General features: G+C 75.3%; 16 protein-coding genes. 6 read left to right on the forward strand and 10 right to left on the reverse strand.

What is annotated here, in order from left to right; genetic code table 11:
• Window positions 1–26 precede the first annotated feature (26 nt).
• Window positions 27–1,964: a VWA domain-containing protein gene (locus tag ACFYMU_RS01140; RefSeq protein WP_388366403.1), complete on the reverse strand. Its 1,938-nt coding sequence runs from the start codon at window positions 1,962–1,964 to the stop codon at window positions 27–29.
• A gap of 312 nt (window positions 1,965–2,276) precedes the next feature.
• On the opposite strand from ACFYMU_RS01140, the gene ACFYMU_RS01145 reads away from it, so the two are divergent.
• On the forward strand, window positions 2,277–4,361 hold the full coding sequence (locus ACFYMU_RS01145; protein ID WP_388366405.1) for a PhoX family protein: 2,085 nt from the start codon (window positions 2,277–2,279) through the stop codon (window positions 4,359–4,361).
• Between the two features lie 120 nt (window positions 4,362–4,481).
• Here the strand turns inward: ACFYMU_RS01145 and ACFYMU_RS01150 are convergent, their stop codons facing one another.
• From ACFYMU_RS01150 to ACFYMU_RS01160, 3 genes are all read right to left on the reverse strand, one after another.
• Window positions 4,482–5,489: an endonuclease/exonuclease/phosphatase family protein gene (locus ACFYMU_RS01150; protein ID WP_388366406.1), complete on the reverse strand. Its 1,008-nt coding sequence runs from the start codon at window positions 5,487–5,489 to the stop codon at window positions 4,482–4,484.
• 133 nt (window positions 5,490–5,622) lie between these two features.
• Window positions 5,623–6,042, reverse strand: a complete 420-nt coding sequence (locus tag ACFYMU_RS01155) for a hypothetical protein (protein ID WP_388366408.1) — start codon at window positions 6,040–6,042, stop codon at window positions 5,623–5,625.
• 103 nt (window positions 6,043–6,145) lie between these two features.
• Window positions 6,146–6,925: an alpha/beta fold hydrolase gene (locus ACFYMU_RS01160; protein ID WP_388366410.1), complete on the reverse strand. Its 780-nt coding sequence runs from the start codon at window positions 6,923–6,925 to the stop codon at window positions 6,146–6,148.
• A 115-nt stretch (window positions 6,926–7,040) separates the two neighbouring features.
• On the opposite strand from ACFYMU_RS01160, the gene ACFYMU_RS01165 reads away from it, so the two are divergent.
• Window positions 7,041–8,381, forward strand: a complete 1,341-nt coding sequence (locus ACFYMU_RS01165; protein ID WP_388366412.1) for a PLP-dependent aminotransferase family protein — start codon at window positions 7,041–7,043, stop codon at window positions 8,379–8,381.
• Here ACFYMU_RS01165 and ACFYMU_RS01170 read toward each other — a convergent pair.
• Both ACFYMU_RS01170 and ACFYMU_RS01175 read right to left on the reverse strand, forming a co-directional pair.
• Window positions 8,296–9,195, reverse strand: coding sequence for a hypothetical protein (locus ACFYMU_RS01170; protein ID WP_388366414.1), 900 nt, complete (start codon window positions 9,193–9,195; stop codon window positions 8,296–8,298). The two genes, ACFYMU_RS01165 and ACFYMU_RS01170, sit on opposite strands and share 86 nt — an antisense overlap.
• Before the next feature lie 293 nt (window positions 9,196–9,488).
• The gene (locus ACFYMU_RS01175; protein WP_388366416.1) at window positions 9,489–10,019 is read right to left on the reverse strand and encodes a hypothetical protein; all 531 of its coding nucleotides are present in this window, start codon (window positions 10,017–10,019) and stop codon (window positions 9,489–9,491) included.
• A 106-nt stretch (window positions 10,020–10,125) separates the two neighbouring features.
• On the opposite strand from ACFYMU_RS01175, the gene ACFYMU_RS01180 reads away from it, so the two are divergent.
• The 3 genes from ACFYMU_RS01180 (at window position 10,126) to ACFYMU_RS01190 (ending at window position 13,473) form a co-directional block, all read left to right on the forward strand.
• Entirely contained in the window at window positions 10,126–10,761 is a 636-nt protein-coding gene (locus ACFYMU_RS01180) for an NAD(P)-dependent oxidoreductase (protein ID WP_388366418.1), read from the forward strand.
• Between the two features lie 277 nt (window positions 10,762–11,038).
• The gene (locus tag ACFYMU_RS01185) at window positions 11,039–12,160 is read left to right on the forward strand and encodes a PP2C family protein-serine/threonine phosphatase (RefSeq protein ID WP_388366943.1); all 1,122 of its coding nucleotides are present in this window, start codon (window positions 11,039–11,041) and stop codon (window positions 12,158–12,160) included.
• Between the two features lie 107 nt (window positions 12,161–12,267).
• Window positions 12,268–13,473, forward strand: coding sequence for a hypothetical protein (locus ACFYMU_RS01190; RefSeq protein ID WP_388366420.1), 1,206 nt, complete (start codon window positions 12,268–12,270; stop codon window positions 13,471–13,473).
• A 106-nt stretch (window positions 13,474–13,579) separates the two neighbouring features.
• Here the strand turns inward: ACFYMU_RS01190 and ACFYMU_RS01195 are convergent, their stop codons facing one another.
• Window positions 13,580–13,786, reverse strand: a complete 207-nt coding sequence (locus ACFYMU_RS01195; RefSeq protein ID WP_388366422.1) for a hypothetical protein — start codon at window positions 13,784–13,786, stop codon at window positions 13,580–13,582.
• A 184-nt stretch (window positions 13,787–13,970) separates the two neighbouring features.
• Here ACFYMU_RS01195 and ACFYMU_RS01200 point away from each other — a divergent pair, with 184 nt between their 5' ends.
• Complete coding sequence (locus tag ACFYMU_RS01200) at window positions 13,971–15,314, forward strand: tetratricopeptide repeat protein (protein WP_388366424.1); 1,344 nt, start codon at window positions 13,971–13,973, stop codon at window positions 15,312–15,314.
• Window positions 15,315–15,413: 99 nt separating this feature from the next.
• On the opposite strand, the gene ACFYMU_RS01205 is transcribed toward ACFYMU_RS01200, so the two are convergent.
• The 3 genes from ACFYMU_RS01205 to ACFYMU_RS01215 all read right to left on the reverse strand — a co-directional run bounded on the left by ACFYMU_RS01205 (window position 15,414) and on the right by ACFYMU_RS01215 (window position 20,098).
• Window positions 15,414–17,258 carry an alkyl/aryl-sulfatase gene (locus ACFYMU_RS01205; RefSeq protein ID WP_388366426.1) on the reverse strand — a complete coding sequence of 615 codons (1,845 nt, stop codon included), beginning with the start codon at window positions 17,256–17,258 and terminating at the stop codon, window positions 15,414–15,416.
• 84 nt (window positions 17,259–17,342) lie between these two features.
• The gene (locus ACFYMU_RS01210) at window positions 17,343–18,941 is read right to left on the reverse strand and encodes an alpha/beta fold hydrolase (protein ID WP_388366428.1); all 1,599 of its coding nucleotides are present in this window, start codon (window positions 18,939–18,941) and stop codon (window positions 17,343–17,345) included.
• Window positions 18,938–20,098, reverse strand: a complete 1,161-nt coding sequence (locus ACFYMU_RS01215; RefSeq protein WP_388366430.1) for a serine hydrolase domain-containing protein — start codon at window positions 20,096–20,098, stop codon at window positions 18,938–18,940. Before ACFYMU_RS01215 ends, ACFYMU_RS01210 begins: the two co-directional genes overlap by 4 nt.
• Between the last annotated feature and the right edge of the window lie 197 nt (window positions 20,099–20,295).

Below are 20,295 nucleotides of genomic sequence, written 5' to 3' on the forward strand. Positions count from 1 at the left end.
TACGGCGGGTACGGCGGGTACGGCGGTTACGGGCGCCAGGCCGCCAGGACTCCCTCGTAGACCTCCGTGTCCGTCAGCTCGCGCGGGGTCTCGCCGGCCAGGAAGTGGGACGTGTTGTCCGGCTTCAGCTTGCGGAGGTAGTCGAACGCCTTGTTCTCCGGGTCGCCGAAGGCGACGAAGGAGAAGAAGAGCGCCGGGTGGTTCTTCGCGGCCTCCGTCAGCGACTGGGTGGCGGGGGTCTTCGCGTCCGGCGCGCCGTCCGTCTGGAAGATCACCAGGGCGGGCAGGGCCGGGTCCTGCGACTGCCGGTGGTGGGCGGCCACGGCCTCCACCGCGACGTGGTAGCTGGTGCGGCCCATGCGGCCGAGGGACGCGTGCAGCTCGTCGATCTTGTTCTCGTGGTCGGTGAGGGTCAGCTCGCCGGTGCCGTCGAGTTCGGTGGAGAAGAAGACGACGTGGACCGTGGCCTCGGGGTCGAGGTGCGCGGCCAGCGCGAGGGCCTGCTCGCCGAGGGCCTGGGCCGAGCCGTCCTTGTAGTACGGGCGCATGGACGCCGAGCGGTCCAGGACCAGGTACACCTTGGCGCGGGCGCCGGTGAGGCCGCGCTGGTCGAGGACGGTGGCCGCGGCGTTGTAGGCGGTGGCCAGGCCGGGGGCGCGGGACTTCAGGCCGGCGAGCGTCAGGGCGGGCTCGGGGTCGTCCGCGGGGTCGTCCGCGGGGTCGTCCGCGGGGTCGTCCGCCTGGGCGGGGGTCGGGTCTTCCGCCGCCGCGGGGGCCGGCTCCTCCACCTGCGCGGGCGCCGGGTCGTCGGCGACGAGCGCCTCGGGCTCGGGCTCGGGGGCGGGGGCGGGCTCGGGGTCGGGGTCGATTTCGGATTCGGGTGCGGCTGTCGGTTCGGGGGTCGGCTCCGGCTCCGGTTCCGCTTCCGGTGCGGCTTCGGCCTCCGGCTGGGGTTCGGGGGTCGCCTCGGCCTCCGGCTCCGGGGTTGCTTCCGGGGTCGGTTCGGCGGCGGGCTCCGGCTCGGGTGCGGTCTCCGCTTCGGCCTCGGGAGTCGGCTCCGGTGCGGCCTCGGCCGTCGGTTCCGGGGTGGCTTCGGCCTCCGGCTGGGGTTCGGGGGTCGCCTCGGCCTCCGGCTCCGAGGCTGCCTCCACGGTCGCCTCGGCGACCGGCTCCGGCTCCGCCTCGGCCTCGGGGGCCGGCTCCGGTTCCGGCGCGGCCTCGGTCGTCGGTTCCGGGGCGGCTTCGGTGGTCGTCTCGGCGACCGGCTCCGCCTCGGCCGCCACCGGCTCCGGTTCGGGCTGCTCGACCGTCTCGGGCTCCGGCTCGGGCGCCACCTCGTCGGCCGGTTCGGCAGCTGCCTCCGGAGTCACCTCGGCGGCCGGCTCGGGCGCGGCCTCCGGCTCCGGGGTTGCCTCCGGGGTCGCGTCGGCGGCGGGCTCCGGCTCGGGTGCGGTCTCCGCTTCGGCCTCGGGGGCCGGCTCCGGCTCCGGTTCCGCTTCCGGTGCGGCTTCGGCCTCCGGCTCGGGTTCGGGGACGGCCTCCACGGTCGTCTCGGTGGCCGGCTCCGGGGTTGCCTCGGCAGCCGGCTCCGCCTCTGCCTCGGCGACCGGCTCCGGCTCTGCCTCCGCCGTGGTCTCGGCGACCGGCTCCGCCTCCGCAGCCGGCTCGGCCTCCGGCTCGGCCTCCGGCTCGGGTGCGGGCTCCGCCGTCCCGGGGGTCGCCTGCCTGGGTACGGTCACGTTGTCGAACGCCGCCGCCACCAGGTCGTGCTCGTCCGTCCGGCCGGACGACTGTGCCGGGATCTCGGCCGACGAGGCCGACTCGGCGGGCTCCGTCGCCGGAGCCGGAACCGTCGCCTCCGTGGACGTCGTGTCCGTGGCCGTCTCGCGCGAGGGCTCCCCCTCGGCGGTGCGACCCTTGCGTGAGCGGCCGAACGCGTTCCGCAGGAGAGTGAGAATGCCCATGTGCGCAACCCTTCGCATGAGGTGATGCCCGTCAATCCCTGGCCAGGACGGACACGTAAGGTTAGCGGCCACAGGTGCCGATCTTGGGGAGGGTTCAATCATCGGACACGCCCGATGTCAAGACCGCGCAGCCTCCGTCGCCCACACCGTGACCGAACGGTCCACTTCCGCAGCTCACGCCACGCCGGTGGGGTACCTCAACGTCCTTACGGATTCCCCTGGTTCACCTACAGTTCACTCATTCGCCCAGCGTCCGCTCGCCCATGCGCCTAGCGTCACGTCCACGCCAAGGGATCGTATGGGGAGAGCAAAGTGCGCAAGCAACTGCCATTGATCGGAACGCCGTCCGCCGCGCACCCCGGCGGGCGGTCCGCCCTGACCTGTCGCTTCCGGTGCGGCGACGCCTGTTTCCACGAGGTGCCCAACACCAGCTCCAACGACTACGTCGGTGACGTCATCGCCGGAGCCCTCAGCCGCCGTTCCGCCCTCCGCGCCGCGGCCGTCGTCACCGTCGCCGCCGCCACCGGTGCCGCCGCCGTCGCCAAGGCCCCGCAGGCACGGGCCGCCACCGCGGCCGCCGGCGGGCGGGCGCAGGCCGCCACCTCCTCCCGCACCGGCGCCGCCCGCGGCCTCCGCTTCGACCCCGTCGCCCCCAACACCGCCGACGCCGTCACCGTCCCCGACGGCTACCGCCAGAACGTCGTCATCCGCTGGGGCGACCCGATCCTGCGCGGCGCCCCCGCCTTCGACCCGGAGAACCAGACCGCCGCCGCCCAGGCCGGCCAGTTCGGGTACAACAACGACTTCCTCGCCCTGCTCCCGCTCCCGGGCGAGCGGCGTCGGCAGCTCCTCGTGGCCAATCACGAGTACACCGACGAAGTGATCATGTTCCGGGGCTACGACCCCGAGAACCCCACCCGGCAGCAGGTCGAGGTGGCGTGGGCCGCCCACGGCCTGGCCGCCGTGGTCGTCGAGGAGGACGAGTGCACCGGCCGCCTCACGGCCGTGCCGCGCCACCCCCTCAACCGCCGCATCACCGCCACCAGCGAGTTCCGCCTCACCGGGCCCGCCGCCGGGTCCGACCTCCTGAAGACCTCCGCCGACCCGACCGGCCGCAAGGTCCTCGGTACCCTCAACAACTGCTCCGGCGGCACCACCCCGTGGGGCACCACCCTGCACGGCGAGGAGAACTTCAACCAGTACTTCGCGAACGGCAGCCGAGCCACCGACAAGCGGTACGGCATCGGCACGTCCGCCACCGAGCGCAAGTGGGAGCGGTTCGACCGCCGCTTCGACCTGGCCCAGGAGCCCAACGAGGCGCACCGCTTCGGGTACGTCGTGGAGTTCGACCCGTACGACCCGCACTCCACGCCCCGCAAGCACACCGCCCTCGGCCGGTTCAAGCACGAGGCCGCGACCGTCAGGCTCACCGATGACGGGCGGCCGGTCGTCTACTCCGGCGACGACGAGCGGTTCGACTACTTCTACAAGTTCGTCGGCAGCAAGCGGATGCGGCACGGAGGCTCCCGCGCCGTGCGCGAGCACAACCTCTCGCTGCTCGACGAGGGGACTCTCTACGTGGCCCGGCTCACCGGCGACTCGCCCGCCTCCGACATCGACGGGAGCGGAAAGCTCCCGGGCGACGGGGAGTTCGACGGTTCCGGCACCTGGATCCCGCTGGCCACCGCCACCGCGCACGGGGCGGTGTCGCACGTCGAGGGCATGAGCGCGGAAGAGGTCTTCGTGTTCACGCGGCTCGCCGCCGACAAGGCAGGGGCGACCAAGATGGACCGGCCCGAGGACATCCAGCCCTCCCCGCACACCGGCAAGGTGTACGTCGCCCTCACCAACAACACCAAGCGCGGTCTGAGCGGACAGGCGCCCGCCGACGAGGCCAACCCGCGCAACGCCAACAAGCACGGCCACATCCTGGAACTCACCGAGGGGCGCAACCGGCCGGAGTCCACCGTGTTCGCCTGGTCGCTGTTCCTCGTCGCCGGTGACCCCGCCGACCCCGCCACCTACTTCGCGGGGTTCCCCAAGGACCGGGTCAGCCCCATCTCCTGCCCGGACAACGTGGCCTTCGACCCGCACGGCAACCTGTGGATCTCCACGGACGGCAACCAGCTCGGTTCGCACGACGGCCTCTTCGGCGTCGCCACACGCGGCGAACGGCGCGGTGAACTCAAGCAGTTCCTGACCGTGCCCACCGGCGCCGAGACCTGCGGCCCCCTCGTCCAGGACCGCCGGGTGCTGGTGGCCGTGCAGCACCCGGGTGAGGTCGACGGCGCCACGGTGGAGACGCCGGCCAGCACCTGGCCCGACGGCCCCGGGAAGATCGTCCGCCCCGCCGTGGTCGCCGTGTGGCGTGCCGACGGCCGCGACATCGGGGTCTAGCGGGATCTGGCGGGGTCCAGCGGTATCAGGTGCCACGACAGCGGGGGCGTCGTCCGTCAGGACGGCGCCCCCGTCACCGTGCCCCGTCGCCGTGCCCCGTCGCCGTGCCCCGTCGGGGGCTCAGTCGCGCCGGTGGAGGGTGATGTCGACGACCAGGGCGCGGTGATCGGTGCCGGCGATGTCCAGGAAGCGGGCCGAGTTCGCGGAGAAGTCCCGGGAGACGAGGACGTGGTCGATCTGGGCCCCGAACGCCGGCGCCGTCCTGGCGGGCCACGAGGGCGTACGGGCGGCGTCGGCGAGGCGGGCGGCGTCGCGCAGGCCGGTGTCGAGGATGCGGCGGAAGGCGGCGTGGTCCTGGGAGGCGTTGAAGTCGCCGGCGAGGACCGTGGAGGTGTCGCTCCCGGCCGCCGCCCAGGCGCGCAGCGCCCCCAGCTCGCGTCGCCACAGGGACACCCGGCCGGGGAGCGGGGGCGTGGGATGGGCGAGCTGGAGCCGTACGGCGTGGCCGTGGACGTCGGCGACGGCCCCGGGCATGCCCATGGTGCCGGGTACCCCGGGCGCTGCCCGGAGCGGGAACCGGCTGAGGACGAGCGAGCCGTCGGAGCCGCCGCCGTCCACGGCCCGCCGGTACGGGTAGCCGCCGTCCGTGCCGCCGAAGGCACGCCGCAGGGCGGCGGAGCAGTGGTGCTCGCACTCCTCGACGAACACGACGTCGGGCCGCTCGCGGCGGACGGCGCGCACGAGGGCGTCCGTGCCGCGGCCGACCTCCACGTTGGAGGTCATCACCCGGAACTCGGCGAGGGCGGTGCCGGTGGGATCGTCGGTCCTGCCGTACGGCTCGGCGAACCAGGCGAGGGCGGCGAGGGCGAGGAGACCCCAGACCATGCCGGCGCGCCAGCGGGCGAGCAGGGCGAGGAGCAGGGCGAGAGCGGTGGGCGCGAGCAGCCAGGGCAGGAACGCGAGCAGTTGCGGGACGGGCGTGCGCGCGTCGGTGTCGGCGGCACGGCAGCCGACGACGGCGCTCACCCCGGCGAGCAGCAGGCAGGCGAACCAGCCCCCCGCGGTCCGTGCCCGGGAGCGGCTCCGGGTGTCGGCCGGGTCGGTCCGTTCCGTGGTCGCGGTGTCCACGCGCCGGCCGCCTTCCCCTCCGTGGACCGGGTGCCCGATCCTCCCCCAAGGACGGGCGGACGGGAAGGAACGGTTGCCGCAGCGGCGGCCCCCGGCTGTCGGGCCGAGGGCCGCCGCCGGGGCCGGCAGGGGGCTACCGTGCCGCCGTGGTGCGTTCCGGCGTCACCAGGGCCCAGATCACGAAGGCGCCGATCGCGATGGCGATGACCGACCAGACCGGGGCGTACGGCAGGAACATGAAGTAGAGGATCATGTACAGGGCCGCCAGGCCCACGCCTGCCCAGCGGGCCCACTCCATGCCCTGGAGCACGCCCCAGCCCGTGAGGGCCACCAGGGCGCCCACGACCAGGTGGATCCAGCCCCAGGTGGTGAGGTTGAACTCGTACAGGTAGCTGCCGACGCGGACGTAGACGTTGTTCGTGGCGATGCCCGCGATGCCGTTCAGCACGCCGATGATGCCGCCGACCATCATCAGGACCCCGGCGAACGCCGTGCCGCCGGTCGTCCACGCGGCGTGCTTCGGGTGGGGGGTGGGTGCGGTGTGCTGGACCATGGGGGTCGCCTCCTCGGGACGGGACGTTCACCCGAAGGTTCACCCCGCGGACGGGTGACGCGCCCGGTGGCCTGAGCCGAACGGGTGACCGCGGGTGCGTGCGTCAGGCGTCCAGGCGCTCCAGGAATTCCGCCAGCGCCTTGTCGAACTCCTCCGGCCGCTCCAGGTTCGGCAGGTGGGCCGCGCCCGCGACGACGTGCAGCGTCGCGTCGGGCAGCGCCGCGTGCAGGGCCTCCGCGTCCGCCACCGGCGTGTACGTGTCGTCCTCGCCGACCACCACCAGGGCCGGGACCGTCACGCGGGTGAGCAGGTCGCGGTAGTCGGGCCGCTGCGCCCGGCCGCGCAGGGCGGCCGCCGCGCCCTGCGGGGGTGTCGCCGTCATCATCCGGTGGACGTGTGCCGCCACGTCGGCGTCGGCGTAGGGGGCGACCATCCGGTACAGCACCTCGTCGGCGTAGCCGTGCATGCCCTCGCGCAGCAGTCGCTCCGCCATGGCGTACCGGGCCTGCCTGCCCTCCTCGGTCTCCGGCTGGGGGAAGGTGTCCGCGAGGACCAGACCGGCGATCCGGTGCGGGAACCGGGCCCAGCACTCCATGGCGATCTGGCCGCCCATGGAGAGCCCCGCGAGGACGAAGCGGTCCACCCCGAGGTCGTCGAGGAGCGCCGCGATGTCGTCGGCGAACTCCGACAGCGGGGTGACCCCGGGGACGACGGGGGAGGCGCCGTAGCCGCGCAGGTCGGGGGCGATCACGCGGCGCGTGCGCGCGAACCCGGTGAGCTGCGGGGCCCACATCGTGCGGTCGAAGGGGTGGCCGTGGACCAGGACGAGGGGCAGCCGGCCGGTACCGGTGCCTTTGTCCTCGTATGCGAGGAAGGGTGCCATGGGCATGACCCTAGGCGGGCCCTCTGCTCGGTGCAATAAGATCTTTGCTCTCGGTGCAATCCGGGGCATTCGACGGCATCCGGGGGGAACCCGAGGACGGGACGACGGAGGGCTGATGGGGGACTACCGGCACATCGCCGACCGGATCGCCGCGGAGATCGCCGCCGGGCGGCCGGGGCCCGGTGAACGGCTGCCGCCGCAGCGGCTGTTCGCACGGCGGCACGGCATCGCGGCCTCGACGGCGGGGCGGGTGTACGCCGAACTCGTGCGGCGCGGGCTGGTGGTGGGCGAGGTCGGGCGCGGCACCTTCGTACGGGCCTCGCCGGTGCCCTCGGGGCAGGCGCTCGCCGAACCGGCGACGACGGCGCAGATCAACATGGAGCTCAACTACCCGTCCGTGCCGGGCCAGTCGGAGCTGCTGGCGGCCGGTCTTGCGCCGCTGCTGCGGCCCGACGTGCTGACCGAGGCGACCCGGCCGGCCGCCGCCGCGGGAACGTCGGCCGCGCGCGAGGCGGCCGCCGGGCTCCTCGCCGCCGGCGGCTGGCGGCCCGCACCGGACCGGCTGCTGTTCGCGGGCAACGCACGGCAGGCCATCGCGGGCGCCCTCGCCGCCCTGGTGCGGCCCGGGGGCCGCGTCGGCGTCGAACAGCTGACCTATCCGCTGGTCAAGGAGATCGCGGCCCGCCTGGGCATCGTGCTGGTCCCGCTCGCCATGGACGAGCAGGGACTGCGCCCGGACGCGCTCGCCGCGGCGCACCGCTCGGCGCCGCTGTCGGCGGTGTACGTCCAGCCGACGCTGCACAATCCGACGTCGGCGCCGACGGGCCCGGAACGCAGGCGGCAACTGGCCGACACGGTACGGGACCTGCGGCTGCCCGTCGTCGAGGACCGCATCTGGTCGTTCCTGTGCGGGCCGGAGAGCGGGGAGCCCCTGGCGGTGTGCGCGCCCGAACGCACCTACGTCGTCGACGGGCTGTCCAAACGGGTCGCGCCCGGCCTCACCGTCGGGTTCCTGGTGGTGCCCGAGGGGCGCGGCGGGCAGACGGCCGCGGCGCTGCGGTCGGGCGGATGGACGGCGGGCAGCTTCGCCCTGGAGGCGGCCGTGCGGTGGATCGGGGACGGGACCGTGGCGCGCCTGGTGGAGGCGAAACGGGCGGACGCGGCGGCGCGGCAGCGGTTGGTGGCGCGGCACCTGGACGGCTTCGCCGTGCGCGCCGATCCGCGGGTCTACTACGCGTGGTGGCGGCTGCCGCGGCCCTGGCGCGCGGACGTGTTCGCGGCGGCCGCGGCGCGGCGGGGCATCGCGGTGACGCCGGGACCGGCCTTCGCGGCCGGCGACCGCGGTGCGGACGGCGCCGCCCCGGACTGCGTCAGGCTCGGGCTCGCGTCGGCCCCTCTCCCGGAACTGGAGCGGGCCCTGCGGACGCTCGCCGCCGTCGCGCGTGCACACCCGTGAGCCAGGCGGCCAGGGCGACCGCGAGGCCGAGCGCCAGCAGCAGCCAGGACGCGGTGCGGAGCGTCTCGGTGAGCGTGTCGTAGATCGCGGCCGCGGCCGGGTGCGAGACGTCCTCGGGAAGCCCGTCGAGCGTCATCCGGCGGCCCACCGCGATCGCGACGCCCAGCAGTGCCGCCCCCAGCGCCGTGCCGAGCCCGGTCGCCAGCACGGCCCGGCGGCGGCACACGGACAGCGCGATACCGGCCAGGGCGAGGCAGACCGCGGTGACGGGAAGCCAGAAACCGGCGACTTCGAGCACGTGGAACCCCTTCCGGAGCTTTTCCAGGTCCTCCGACTGCAGCAGGGTGATCTCCGTGTGTGCGACCGGGATGCGGCCGGCGAACGGCACGTGCTCGTGGGCGAGTTGCCGTTTCATGCGTTCGGCGGCGGGGGCGAGGTCGACGGTGACCGGGCGGTCGCCGTCGCCGTGCAGGGCGCGCATGACGGCGTCGTGGGCGCTGAGGTTCGCGGTGGCCCAGGCGGTGCGGAACGCCGGGGTGCCGGTGAACGAGCGCACCGCCTCGTGGACGAAGGCGTGCACGGAGCCGCGCAGGGGCGGGCCGACGTGCACCTCGCGCATGATGCCGTCGGTGATGGCGCCGGCGACGGCGTCCCGGACCTGGTCGTCGGAGGCGAGCGGGGCGGTGGTGGCGGCGTAGCGGGCGCCGTCCTCGATGCCGTACTTGGCCCACGCGGCGAGCGCGCCGAGCGGTGCGAGCAGACACGCGAGGCCGACCAGCACGGCGGCGAGGACGCCCCTGACACGTCGAGACACGCCACCAGGGAAACGCGCCCGGACGCCATGGGCGACCCTATGGCCTGCAAATGGGTGGATATGACGAGCCCTGCGGTGCGGACGGCGGCCGCGGCCCCTGCCGCCGCCCGGGCGCACGCTCCGGTGGAGCGTTCCCCCGAACGGGTGTTACCTGGTGGTGGGAGAGTTCCTCGGCCGGCTCCCGGGACCGCCGCCCGGGCGGCGGGTGAGTGAGGGAGACGCACGAGGCCCCGGGCGTCGTCGTGGGCCGTCGCGCCGGGGCCTCGTGCGCCGCAGGGGCGGGTGACCGGAGGTCAGCCCGCGTGTCGTCCCGTGGACCGCGGTGTGTCCGCCCGTCGTCGCGTGGACCGAGGTGTGTCCGCCCGGCGTCGCGCGGACCGCGGTGTGTAGTAGCGGTAGTAGTCGAACAGGAACACGGCCGCGGCGACCGCGAGCGCGAGACCGCAGGAGCGCAGCACGCTCTGTCCTGTCTGGCTGTACAGGAAGCCGAGCGCGATGCCCGTGAACACCGCCCACAGCAGCGCGTGGGCCCCGCGTGCCAGCCTCGGCGCCACCCGCAGCATCCCGATGCACAGCGCCGCGAACACCACCGCGCACACGAGGCCGAACAACACGTTCCAGCCGGTGATGGGGCCGCCGGAACGCCGGTTGGCCGCGGCCCAGTAGCCGTAGACGAGCCCGAGCAGGACGGACCCCGCCACCCTCGCCACCATGTGCGCGCGCCGGTCGAAGACGTCCGGCGGCCGGTAGGCCGTGACGGGCGTGCCGGCGGTGGTGACGGGCATGTGCGCGGTGGTCCGTGCCGGGGGTGCCGCATGAACCATGGGAGCACTCCTCTCTCTCCTCGCCCCCGTTCACCAGCGCACACCTGGCCGGGGCGGTCGGCAAGTCGGGATGCGCGGCCCCCGGGGCCGTGTTTCGCTGGGGCTCATGAGGATCGTGCTGTTCGGGGCGACGGGAATGCTGGGCAGCCGGATCGCCGCGGAGGCGGCACAGCGCGGACACCGGGTCACGGCCGTGAGCCGGTCCGGTCGCTCACCGGTGCCCGGCGTGACCGCCGCCGCGGCGGACGCCTCGGACCCGGCGAAGGTCGCCGCCCTGGCGGCGGGGGCGGACGCGGTGGCCAGCGCGTGCGCACCACCGCGGAACGGCTCCGACCCCGACGAGCCGTTCCGCACCCTCAACCGCTCCCTCGTGCGGGGCACGCGCGACGCCGGGGTGCGGCGGCTCGTGGTGGTCGGCGGCGCGGGCAGCCTGGAGGTCGCACCGGGCGAGGAGCTGTGCGAGCAACCGGGCTTCCCCGAGGCGTACCGGGCGGAGGCGCTCGCCCACCGGGCGGTCCTGGAGTACTACCGCGGCGTCGACGACCTGGACTGGACGTATGTCTCCCCGGCGGCCGAGATCGGTCCCGGCGAGCGCAGGGGCAGGTTCCGGGTGGACGGCGACCGGCTGCTGACCGACGCGGACGGCGCCAGCCGCATCAGCGCCGAGGACTACGCCGTCGCGTTCGTCGACGAGTTGGAGCGGGGCGCCCATGCGCGCGCCCGCATGTCGGTCGCGTACTGACGGACGGACGGCAGCCAAGGTGCCCACCAGGCGACCGCTCCACCCCGGGCCGGAGGAGAACCCGGGCGGCCCGGGCGGACCGGCACGTCGGCGGCGCGGCTTCGGGCGCCCGGGCGGCAGGCCGCTGCCCCCCGGATCCGTCCCCGACGACCTGGCGCCGGACGGGGTGGCCGACGCCGCGTACGCACCCCCCGGCCCCGGGAGAGACAGGCCCGGCCGGCCCCCGGACACCTCGTCGCGCGCCTCGGTCGGCGACCGGCTCGCCCGCGCCGACACCCTGCGCCGGCGGCAGCAGCTGCTGCGGGTGCGCGGGCACAGCGTCGCCTGGGTGCCGCCGCTCGCGCTGCTCGTCGCCATCGCCACCGTCGACTGGTACACCACCGGCAGGTTCCGGATCATCTCCTGGGTCGTGCTGGTCCCCGGCATCGCCGCCGCGATCTGCGGGCTGTGGGGCACGATCGTCATCGCCCTCCTGGCCGTCCTCACCTACGAACTCGAGGACCACGCCTGGCCGCACCAGTTCCAGATCGGGCTGCCGGACTTCATCCTCGTCGTCGTGGGCAGCGTGCTGGCCGTGCTGGCCTGCGCGGTCCGGGTGCGCGGGGAGCAGCGCATGCTGCACATGCAGGACATCGCCGAGACCATCCGGCGCGCCGTGCTGCGCCCGCTGCCGCCCGGCTGGGGCGGCCTCGACCATGCCGCGGTCTACCTCGCCGCCGACAGCGTCGCCCGGGTCGGCGGCGACTTCTACGACATCCAGCCCGGGCCGCACGGCACCCGCATCCTGCTCGGCGACGTCCAGGGCAAGGGGCTCGGCGCGGTCGAGGCCGCGGCGGCGCTGCTCGGCGCGTTCCGCGAGGCGGCCTACCACGAGCCCGCCCTGCGGACGATCGGCGACCGGCTGGAGACCAGGATGGTGCGGCACGTCCACTACGGCGCGGACGCCGGCCGCGACGAGCACGACCGTTTCGCCACCGCCGTGCTGGCCGGCTTCCCGCCCACCGACCCCACGCACATCGAGGTCGTCAACTTCGGCCACGAACCGCCGCTGGTGGTCGCCGCCGACGGAGTACGGTCCCTGCCGCCCGGCGGTGGCCTCCCGCTGGGCCTCGCCGAACTGGCCGACGGGCAGCCGCCCACGCTGCGCGTGCCGCTGGCGCCGGGCGAGACGCTGCTGCTGGTCACGGACGGGGTCTGCGAGGCGCGCAACGCGGAGGGGGAGTTCTACCCCCTGCGGCAGGAGGTGGCCCGCGCGGTCGCCGAGGACCCGCGCGCCGCCGAGCCCGGCCGGCTGGTGCGCCTCGTCCGCGACGGCACCCTGCGCCACTGCGGCGGTCACCTGGGGGACGACACGACGATCTTCGCGGTGCGCCGCAGGCCCGCGGCCACCACCCGCTGAGGCGCACAACCCCCGTGCCGTCGGCGGCTGTTTGCGCTTCCTCCGTCGCCCCTTTGCAGGCGCAGCGGTTACGGTGCTGACGTACGTGATCGATCGGGGAGGGAACGATGCCCGGAACCGTGCTGCTCCTCGCGGCCTCTCCGGCGGGCAAGGGGTGCCTGGTGGACGCGGCCTCCGTGCTGCCGGTGCTCGCGGCCGTCGCCCCGCCGGTGCTGTCCGGGACGGACACCGCGAACGTGGTCGAACTCGCCGACCCGCTGGAGCCGCAGGCCGTCCTCACCCGGCTGCGCGCCGCGGCGGCCGCCCCCGGCCCGCTGACGGTGTACGTCACCGGGCAGCTGCAGCTCGACCGCCGCCAGCACCTGCCGCACCTGGCGCTGGCCCGCACCACGCCCGCCACGGTCCGCTACACCGGCTTCCCCTGGTCCTGGGTCCGCGAGGAACTGCGGCTGCGCCCGCCCGGTACGACCACGGTGTTCGCGGATCTGCACGCCGACCCGGAGACCTGGCGGCACCTGCACACCATCCCCCGAGCTCCCGGCTCCGACCGAGCGGTGGGCGCCCCCCTCCTGGACTGCGGCCCGTCGGTCGCGCTCTACGGCCGGCTCGCGCCGCCGCCACCGCGCCGCGCGCTGGCGGCCCCGGCCTACATGAAGGCCCTGGCGACGATCCTGCGCAGCGGCCACCGCCCGGACCCGGCGACGCTCCATCACCAGACGCTGACCAGGGTGTACGCGGAGGCCGGCCCCCAGGGGGACGTCATCCTCGCCCCGGCGTGGGCCGTGCCCTCCCCGCACGGCGGCCCCGCGGCCCCGCAGCCGTCCGGGCCCGCCGCCCTCGCCACCCCCGTGCCGTCCTCGGCCGCCGCCCCCGCACCACCCGACCCGCACGCCGCGCTCACGGCCGCCGTCCAGGACGGGCGGCACACGGAGGCGGCCGCGCTCGCCGCGCGGTGGGAGCGGGCGGCGGCGCGGGAGCACGGCGCCGGCTCCGAGGAGGCGCTGCACTGGATGGAGGTCCGCGCCGATCTGGCGATGCTCGCCGGGGACGCCGGCCACAGCTGCGAGACCTGGATGGCGGTCGCCGCCGCCCGGCTCTCGGCGGGCCAGGACCCCGGGGATCCGGCGGTCGAGGCGGCCGTCGACCGCGCCCACCACCAGTGGGGCCGCATGCGCGACGCGGCGCGGGCCCGCGCCCTGGGGCCCGCCCTGGCCGGCCTGCGCGAACGGGTGCCGGGCCGCCGCGAGGGCGCGCTCATGCACGTCCGGCGGCATCTGGAGGAACTGCGGCAGGACCAGCACGTGCCCGGGTAGGGCACTTCGCCCGGGCCCCAGCCGGTCGTGGAACCTGATCGCGTCGGTGTTCCGGGCGGGGTCTGCCGCCGGACCTGTCCTGGAAACTCGTCCGCCGGACACGCCGCTATCGCGCGCCCTCCCGCTGGGCGGGCTGGACCCGCTCGGCGCTCTGGGCGGGCTGGGCGTGCCGGACCGGCCCCGGCCCGGCGGCCCGCGCCGGACCCGCGTTGGCCGCTGTGATCAGCGCGGCCACGGCCACGACGGCCGCGCCGAGTCCTCTGAGGTACCGCGCGGGGATGCGTCCGTGGCGCGCGGAAGAGTGTCCGAGCACAGCAACCGACCTCGCAATGACAGCGACGGATTAAGCACGCTTAACGTGCTTCCCAACCTAGGCGCCGGAGCGGCCCGACGGGAAGAGGGCCTGGCGAACCACCGGATCGGCACCGGTGGAAAGACATTGACGTGATGTCAGTAAGGCGCCTCCCTCAAGTGCGCTTACTGGCATGATGAACTGCATGGCGGATCGGGACGAGCCGGAGACCATCGGGCGCAGGGTGCAGCGGCTGCGGCGTGAACGGGGCCTGACCCAGAAGCAGTTGGCCCAGCCCGCCTACACGCCCGCATACATCTCCACCCTGGAGTCCGGCCGGGTCCGGCCCTCCGACGAGGCGCTGAGGCATCTCGCCGACCGGCTCGGCGTCGCCTTCGACGAACTGGCCACCGGCCGCCCGGCCCACCTCGCCACCGGTCTGCGGCTCAGGCTCACCGACGCGCAGCGCACCCTCGCCACCGGGGAGGCCGAGATCGCCGCCGAGCAGTACCGCGAACTGCTGGGCGAGGCCGAGACGCACGGGTTCGTCGCCGAGCAGGCCGCCGCGCTGCTCGGGCTGGGCGAGTGTGCGCTGGAGCTGGGCGACCTGGCGACCGGACGGCAGTACTTCGAGCGGGCGGAGGAGCGGCTGGGCGACGCACCCCTGCCCCGCCGCGTCCCGGCGCTGCGCGGCCGCGCCGTCTCCCACTACCTCGCCGGTGAACTCCGCTACGCCTGCTACCTGCTGGAGTCCACCCTCGACGAGCTCAACCGCTCAGGAATGCACGACCCGGACGCCCTGCTGCTGCTCTACGCGAGCGCCATAGGCCCGTACATGGACATGGGCACGCACGCCCGAGCGGCCCAGGCGGCCGAGTTCGCCCTGGCGCTCGCGCCCCAGGTCAAGGATCCGGCGCTGGTCGCGCGCATGCACCGGTCGGTGGCGCGCACGCTGATCGCGGAGGGCCGGATCGCGGAGGCGGACACCTCCCTCGCCAAGGCGGCCGAGCTCTACCGGCAGCTCCAGATCCGCACCGAGCTGGCCAACTGCCACTGGATGCGCGGCTACCTGTACGCCCAGAACGGCGAACTGGCGCGGGCCGAGGACGAGTTGCGCGAGGCCCTGACGATGCTCTCCGCGACCCGGGCGGCCCTCTACCGCAGCCAGGCGGCGGTGGAGCTGGCGGACGTGCTGCACCGGCGCGGCAAGTCGGACGAGGCGGCGGACCTGCTGCACGAGGTGCTCGGCGACATCGGGCCCGAGCGCGGCGCCGTGCACTCCGCCGCCGCGCACCGCCTGCTCGGCATCATCGCGGAGGACGCGCGCGACACGGAGAGCGCCGAGGAGCACTACGTCCGCGCGCTGAGTCTGCTGGAGCGGGCGGGTGCGGCGGGCGACCTGGCCGACCTGTGCCGGCTGCTCGGCGATCTGCTGCGCCGCACCGGCCGGGTGGAGGCGGCCCTGGACGCGTACCGCACGGGGCTCGGCCATCGCACCGCCCCGGGCACGACGACCCTGGGCCCGGCCCCGGCGCAACCGCCGCTGTAGGGACCGGCCACCGCCGGCACCGCTCGCACCGCCCGCGCCGCCCGCACCATCCGCGCCTCCGCCGCGCACCACGCCCGCGACCGGCCCCGCACGGCGCTCCTACGGTGTGACGATCGCGAACTCCCGTTCCGGCTGCGTCACGTACGAGAACAGCCGTTTCAGCAGGCTCCGGTCCCCCTCCGTCTCGATGCCCGCGAGGCCCTTGCCCGAGAGCAGGCCCAGGAGCTCGGGGCGGGTCAGGGTGAGCGTCAGGCCCGCGTGCGGCTTGGGCATGTGGTGCAGCGGCAGGCTGCGATGGGTGAGCGCGCCGTGCTCCAGGTTGAGCCGGTGCCGCCGCTCTTCGTCGACCACGACCAGGTCGATGATCAGCCGCGGCTCGTTCGCCGCGCGCGGACCGTCGATGCGGACCGCGATGGAGTCGAGGAGCATGCTCACGGTGAGCGCCGACGTCATCTCGGCGGTGTCCGCGGCGACGGCGGCCCCGCCCGTGCCCGTGCGCAGCTCCAGCGCTCCGGTCAGATAGATGTTCCGCCAGGATCCGCTCTCGGCCCCGTGCCCCAGCCGTCGGTACACCCCGGCCAGCGCCTCCTTCGCCTCCTGGTCGGCGGGGTCGGCGAAGACGAGGTGGTTGAGGAGGGTGGCGGCGAAGCGCAGGTCCCCGGCGTCGGCGTACCGTCGGGCCGCCGCGAGCATCGCCCCCGGCCCGCCCGCCACCTCCACGTACCGTTTGGCGAGCTCGGCCGGCGGATGCTCCCACAGGTGGGCGGGGTTGCCGTCGTACCAGCCCATGTAGCGCTGGTAGACGGCCTTGACGTTGTGGTTCACGGACCCGTAGTAGCCCCGTGCGTGCCAGGCGTTCTCCAGGACGGGCGGCAGCCGCAGCTCCTCGGCGATCTCCGGGCCGGTCAGGCCGCTGTTCAGCAGCCGCAGGGTCTGGTCGTGCAGGTACGCGTACAGGTCCCGCTGCTCCGCCAGCAGGCGCACCACGTTCTCGTGCCCCCAGGTCGGCCAGTGGTGGGAGGCGAAGGCCACGTCGTAGGCGTCCCCGAAGAAGTCGATGGCCTCGTCGAGGTAGCGGGACCAGACCCGGGCGTCGCGGACGAGGGCGCCGCGCAGGGTCAGGATGTTGTGCTGGGTGTGCGTGACGTTCTCGGCGAGGCACAGTGCGCGCTGCCCGGGGAAGAGGAAGTTCATCTCGGCCGGCGCCTCGGTGCCCGGCGTCAGCTGGAACACCATCCGGACACCGTCGACGGTCTCCGTCTGCCCGGTGTGCGTGATGTCGACGGTCGGCGGCAGCAGGGTGACGGTGCCGCCGGACCGCATCGTGCCGAGACCCGTGCCGATGTGCCCGTCGGGCGCCTTCGGCAGCCGCACCCCGTGCACGAACCCGGAGCGGCGGGCCACCGCGGGCCCGGCGAACACGTTCTCGCTGACCGCCGCCTCCAGGAAGCCGACGGGGGCGAGGATCGGCACGCCCGTCTCCCTGCCGCGCGGCAGCACTCCGCGCGCGCCGCCGAAGTGGTCGACATGGGAGTGGGTGTACACCAGCCCGGTGACGGGCCGCGGGCCGCGTTCCCTGCGGTAGACGGCGAGGGCGGCCGCCGCGCACTCGGCGGAGACGAGCGGGTCGACGACGACGACGCCGCTGTGGCCCTCGACGAGCGTCATGTTGGCCAGGTCGAGCCCGCGCACCTGGTAGAGGCCCTCGGTCACCTCGTACAGCCCCTGCCGCGCGCACAGCTGCGACTGCCGCCACAGACTGGGGTGCGCGGTGGCGGGACGGTCCGCGTCCAGGAACCCGTACGCGTCCCCGTCCCACACCACGCGCCCGTCCTCGGTCGTCACCACCCGGGGCGCGAGGGGGGCGACGAACCCGCGATCGGCGTTGTCGAAGTCGGTCCGGTCCTCGAAGGGCGGCAGACCGTCACGGGGCGGGGCGTCCATGGGGCCAGCTTCCGTGCGGGGAGTGCCGGGGGCCAGCGGTGGGGGACCGTTCGAGGCTCCGGGCCCGGGGCCGGTGACGCCGGTTCAGCCGGAGGGCCGGACGCACACGACGTCCGCGGCCGGAAGACGGCCCGTGGCGAAGTAGGCGTTGACCGTCGTGTCGGCGCACGCGCTGCCGAAGACCCCGAAGACCGCGTGCTGGTCCGCGCGGCGGAGGGTGACCAGGCGCGATGCGGGCCACCCGCGGCGCACCGCCAGGGCGCCCTCGTAGGTGGTGCGCGGATCGCCGGTGGCGTTGACGAGCAGGGCGGGGAGGTCCTTCCTGATCGTGGTCGGGCGCTCGCGCGGCGGTTCCCAGAAGGCGCACGGGCCGATGCCGGCCGCCACGGGACCGAACAACGGGTCGCGGCGGCCGGCGCGCCGCACGTCGTGCCGGTAGACCTCCGGGTCGTGCGGCACCGCCACGTCGCCGCAGAGGATGGCGGACTGCACGCTGCCGTAGGCGGACTCGCTCCCGGTCAGGACGAAGCCGAGCGCTTCCGCGAGCCACGGCGAGGGGGTCACCCGATGGCCGTCGGCGGCGCTCCGCAGGTCCCGCACGGCCCGTGCGAAGTCGGCGTAGGCGGTGTCGTTGTCCTGCGAGAGACCGTTGAAGACGACGATCGGCAGCGTGTGCTCGTCCACCCGGTGACGGCCCAGCCGCAGCGGGGAGCGCGCGGCGGCGGCCCGCACGTGCTCCACGGCGGCCAGCACCGCGCCCCGGGTGCGGCCCAGCCCGTACGCGGAGTCGCGGGCGGCGGCCCAGGCCGCCCAGTCCGCCAGTGCGTGCCGGTTCGCCGCCTCCGTGCCGCGCAGCAGCCGCGGACCGTAGCGGTGCGGGTCGATCACGCCGTCGAGAACGACACGGTCGGTGCGGCCGGGGAACATCGTGGCGTACACCTGCCCGAGGTAACTGCCGTACGAGTAGCCGAGGTAGGAGATCCGCGGCGCACCGAGCGCGGCGCGGACGACGTCCATGTCGCGCGCCGTGTTCCGGGTGGTGGCGTACGGCAGCACGTCGCCCGCGTGGCGGCGGCAGCGGCGGGCCAGGTCCGCGGAGAAGGCCGCCGTGCGGTCGAACCCGGCGCGGTCGGCGCCCGCGCCGCGGAAGGAGGTGCCCGTGGGCCAGCGGCAGTCCAGCGGCGTGCTGCGGCCGACGAAGCGGGGGTCGACGCCGACGATGTCGTAGCGGGCGCCGACGTCCTTCAGCGCGCCGCGTACCCACGGCGGGTCGCCGAGCGTCTGCCCGCCGGGGCCGCCGCCGTTGAGGAGCAGCGGTCCGACGCGGTGGGCGGTGTCGGTGGCCCGGATCCGGGAGATCGCGACGGTGATCGTACGGCCTTCGGGGGCGGCGTAGTCGAGCGGCACGGTGACGTCGGCGCACCGGGCGCCCGCCTGCTCGAGCTGCCTGCCGGTGTCGTCGTCCGGGCCGAGCGCGCAGCTCTGCCAGGTGAGCCGCTGGTGGTGGTAGCGGGCGAGGGGGTCGGCGGCGGCGCGGGCCGGGGCGGCCGCGGCGGGCAGCGCGGTGAGGGCCAGGGCGGCGGCCAGGCACAGGGCGGCCGGTCCGGCGGCGCCCCGGGCCGGCCGGCGTGAGCGGGTCCACGGTGAGGTGCCGTACCGGGCGAGGGGCTCGAAGCGGGTCATGCGGGGGTCCCTTCCGAGGACACGCCCTCGCAGAGGGCGGTCTGGACGATGTCGAGGAAGTCCTGTTCGGCCTGGAGCGTGGCCGGCACCTCGTTGAGCGCGAGGGAGACACCGCGGCCGCCGGGACCGACGGCGGTCAGCGCGCGGTGGCCGCCGGGCACGGTCCCGGCGTGGCCCCACCACATGCCGCCGCAGCGCAGCGGGGCGGCGATCAGGCCCAGCCCGTAGCGGGCGCCCGGCCAGAGCCGGTCCGGATCGGCGGCCACGGTGCGCCGCATCTCGGCCAGCCGGTCCGGGGGCAGCAGACGGCCGCCGAGCAGCGCGGTGGAGAAGCGCGCCAGGTCGGCGGGGGAGGAGACCAGGGCGCCGCCGACACCGCCGAAGGTCATGTTCCAGGCGGTCCCGTCGGCGCGGCGGCCGTCCGCGGTGAAGTAACTGCGCGAGTGCGGTCCCCGGATGCGGGTCTCGTCACCCGGCCAGTACGTGTCGCGCAGTCCCAGGGGCCGGATGATCCGGCGGGTGATCTCCGTCTCGGGGTCGTGGCCGGTGACCGCGCGGACGAGCAGGCCCGCGACGAGGTAGTTGGTGGTGGCGTAGTGCCAGGTGCCCCGCGGGCGCGGGAGTTCGAGGGCGCGGGCGACCAGGTCGCGCGGCTCCAGGTGGCGGTACCGCAGCCGCTCGGGGTGTTCCCACTCGGGCGCGTCGAGGTGGTCGGGCAGCCCGCTGGTGTGCTGCAGGAGCTGCCGCACGGTGATCCGGCGGCCGTCGTGGCCGTGCCCCCGGATCAGGCCCGGCAGATAGCGGTCGACGGGGGCGCCGAGGGAGAGGCGGTGCTCGGCGGCGAGTTGCAGGACCATGGTCGCGGTGAACGTCTTGGTGACACTGCCGACGCGGAGCCGGTCGGTGGCGTTCATGGGACGGCCGGTGCGCAGGTCCGCCGTTCCCACGGCGTCGGTCCAGCGGCGGCAGGGTGCGCCCGGGGCGGGGTCGGTGACGAGGACGGCGGCTCCGGCGATGCCGTCGCGGGTGGTGAGGGTGCGCAGGGCCTGCCGGAGCGCGTCGTGCGGGCCGCAGCGCGTCCCGGGGCCCGGGGCCGGCGGCCGCGCGGCGGCCGCCGGGGCGACGGCCAGCACGAGGACGCCGACCAGGGCCGCCACGCCCGCGCGCCTGCCGGACGAGGCACGGTTCCACCAGAACCGGCCCGCCGACGAGCGGCCCGCCGACGAGCGGCCCGCCGACGAGCGGTCCGTTGACGAGCGGTCCGTTGACGAGCGGTCGGTTGACGAGCGGTCGGTTGACGGGCGGTCGGTTGTGGACCGGCCGGGCGAGGGGCGGCCCGCCGCGGGCCGGTCGG

Source organism: Streptomyces sp. NPDC007264 (genome assembly GCF_042869095.1).
Taxonomy (GTDB): Bacteria; Actinomycetota; Actinomycetes; order Streptomycetales; family Streptomycetaceae; genus Streptomyces.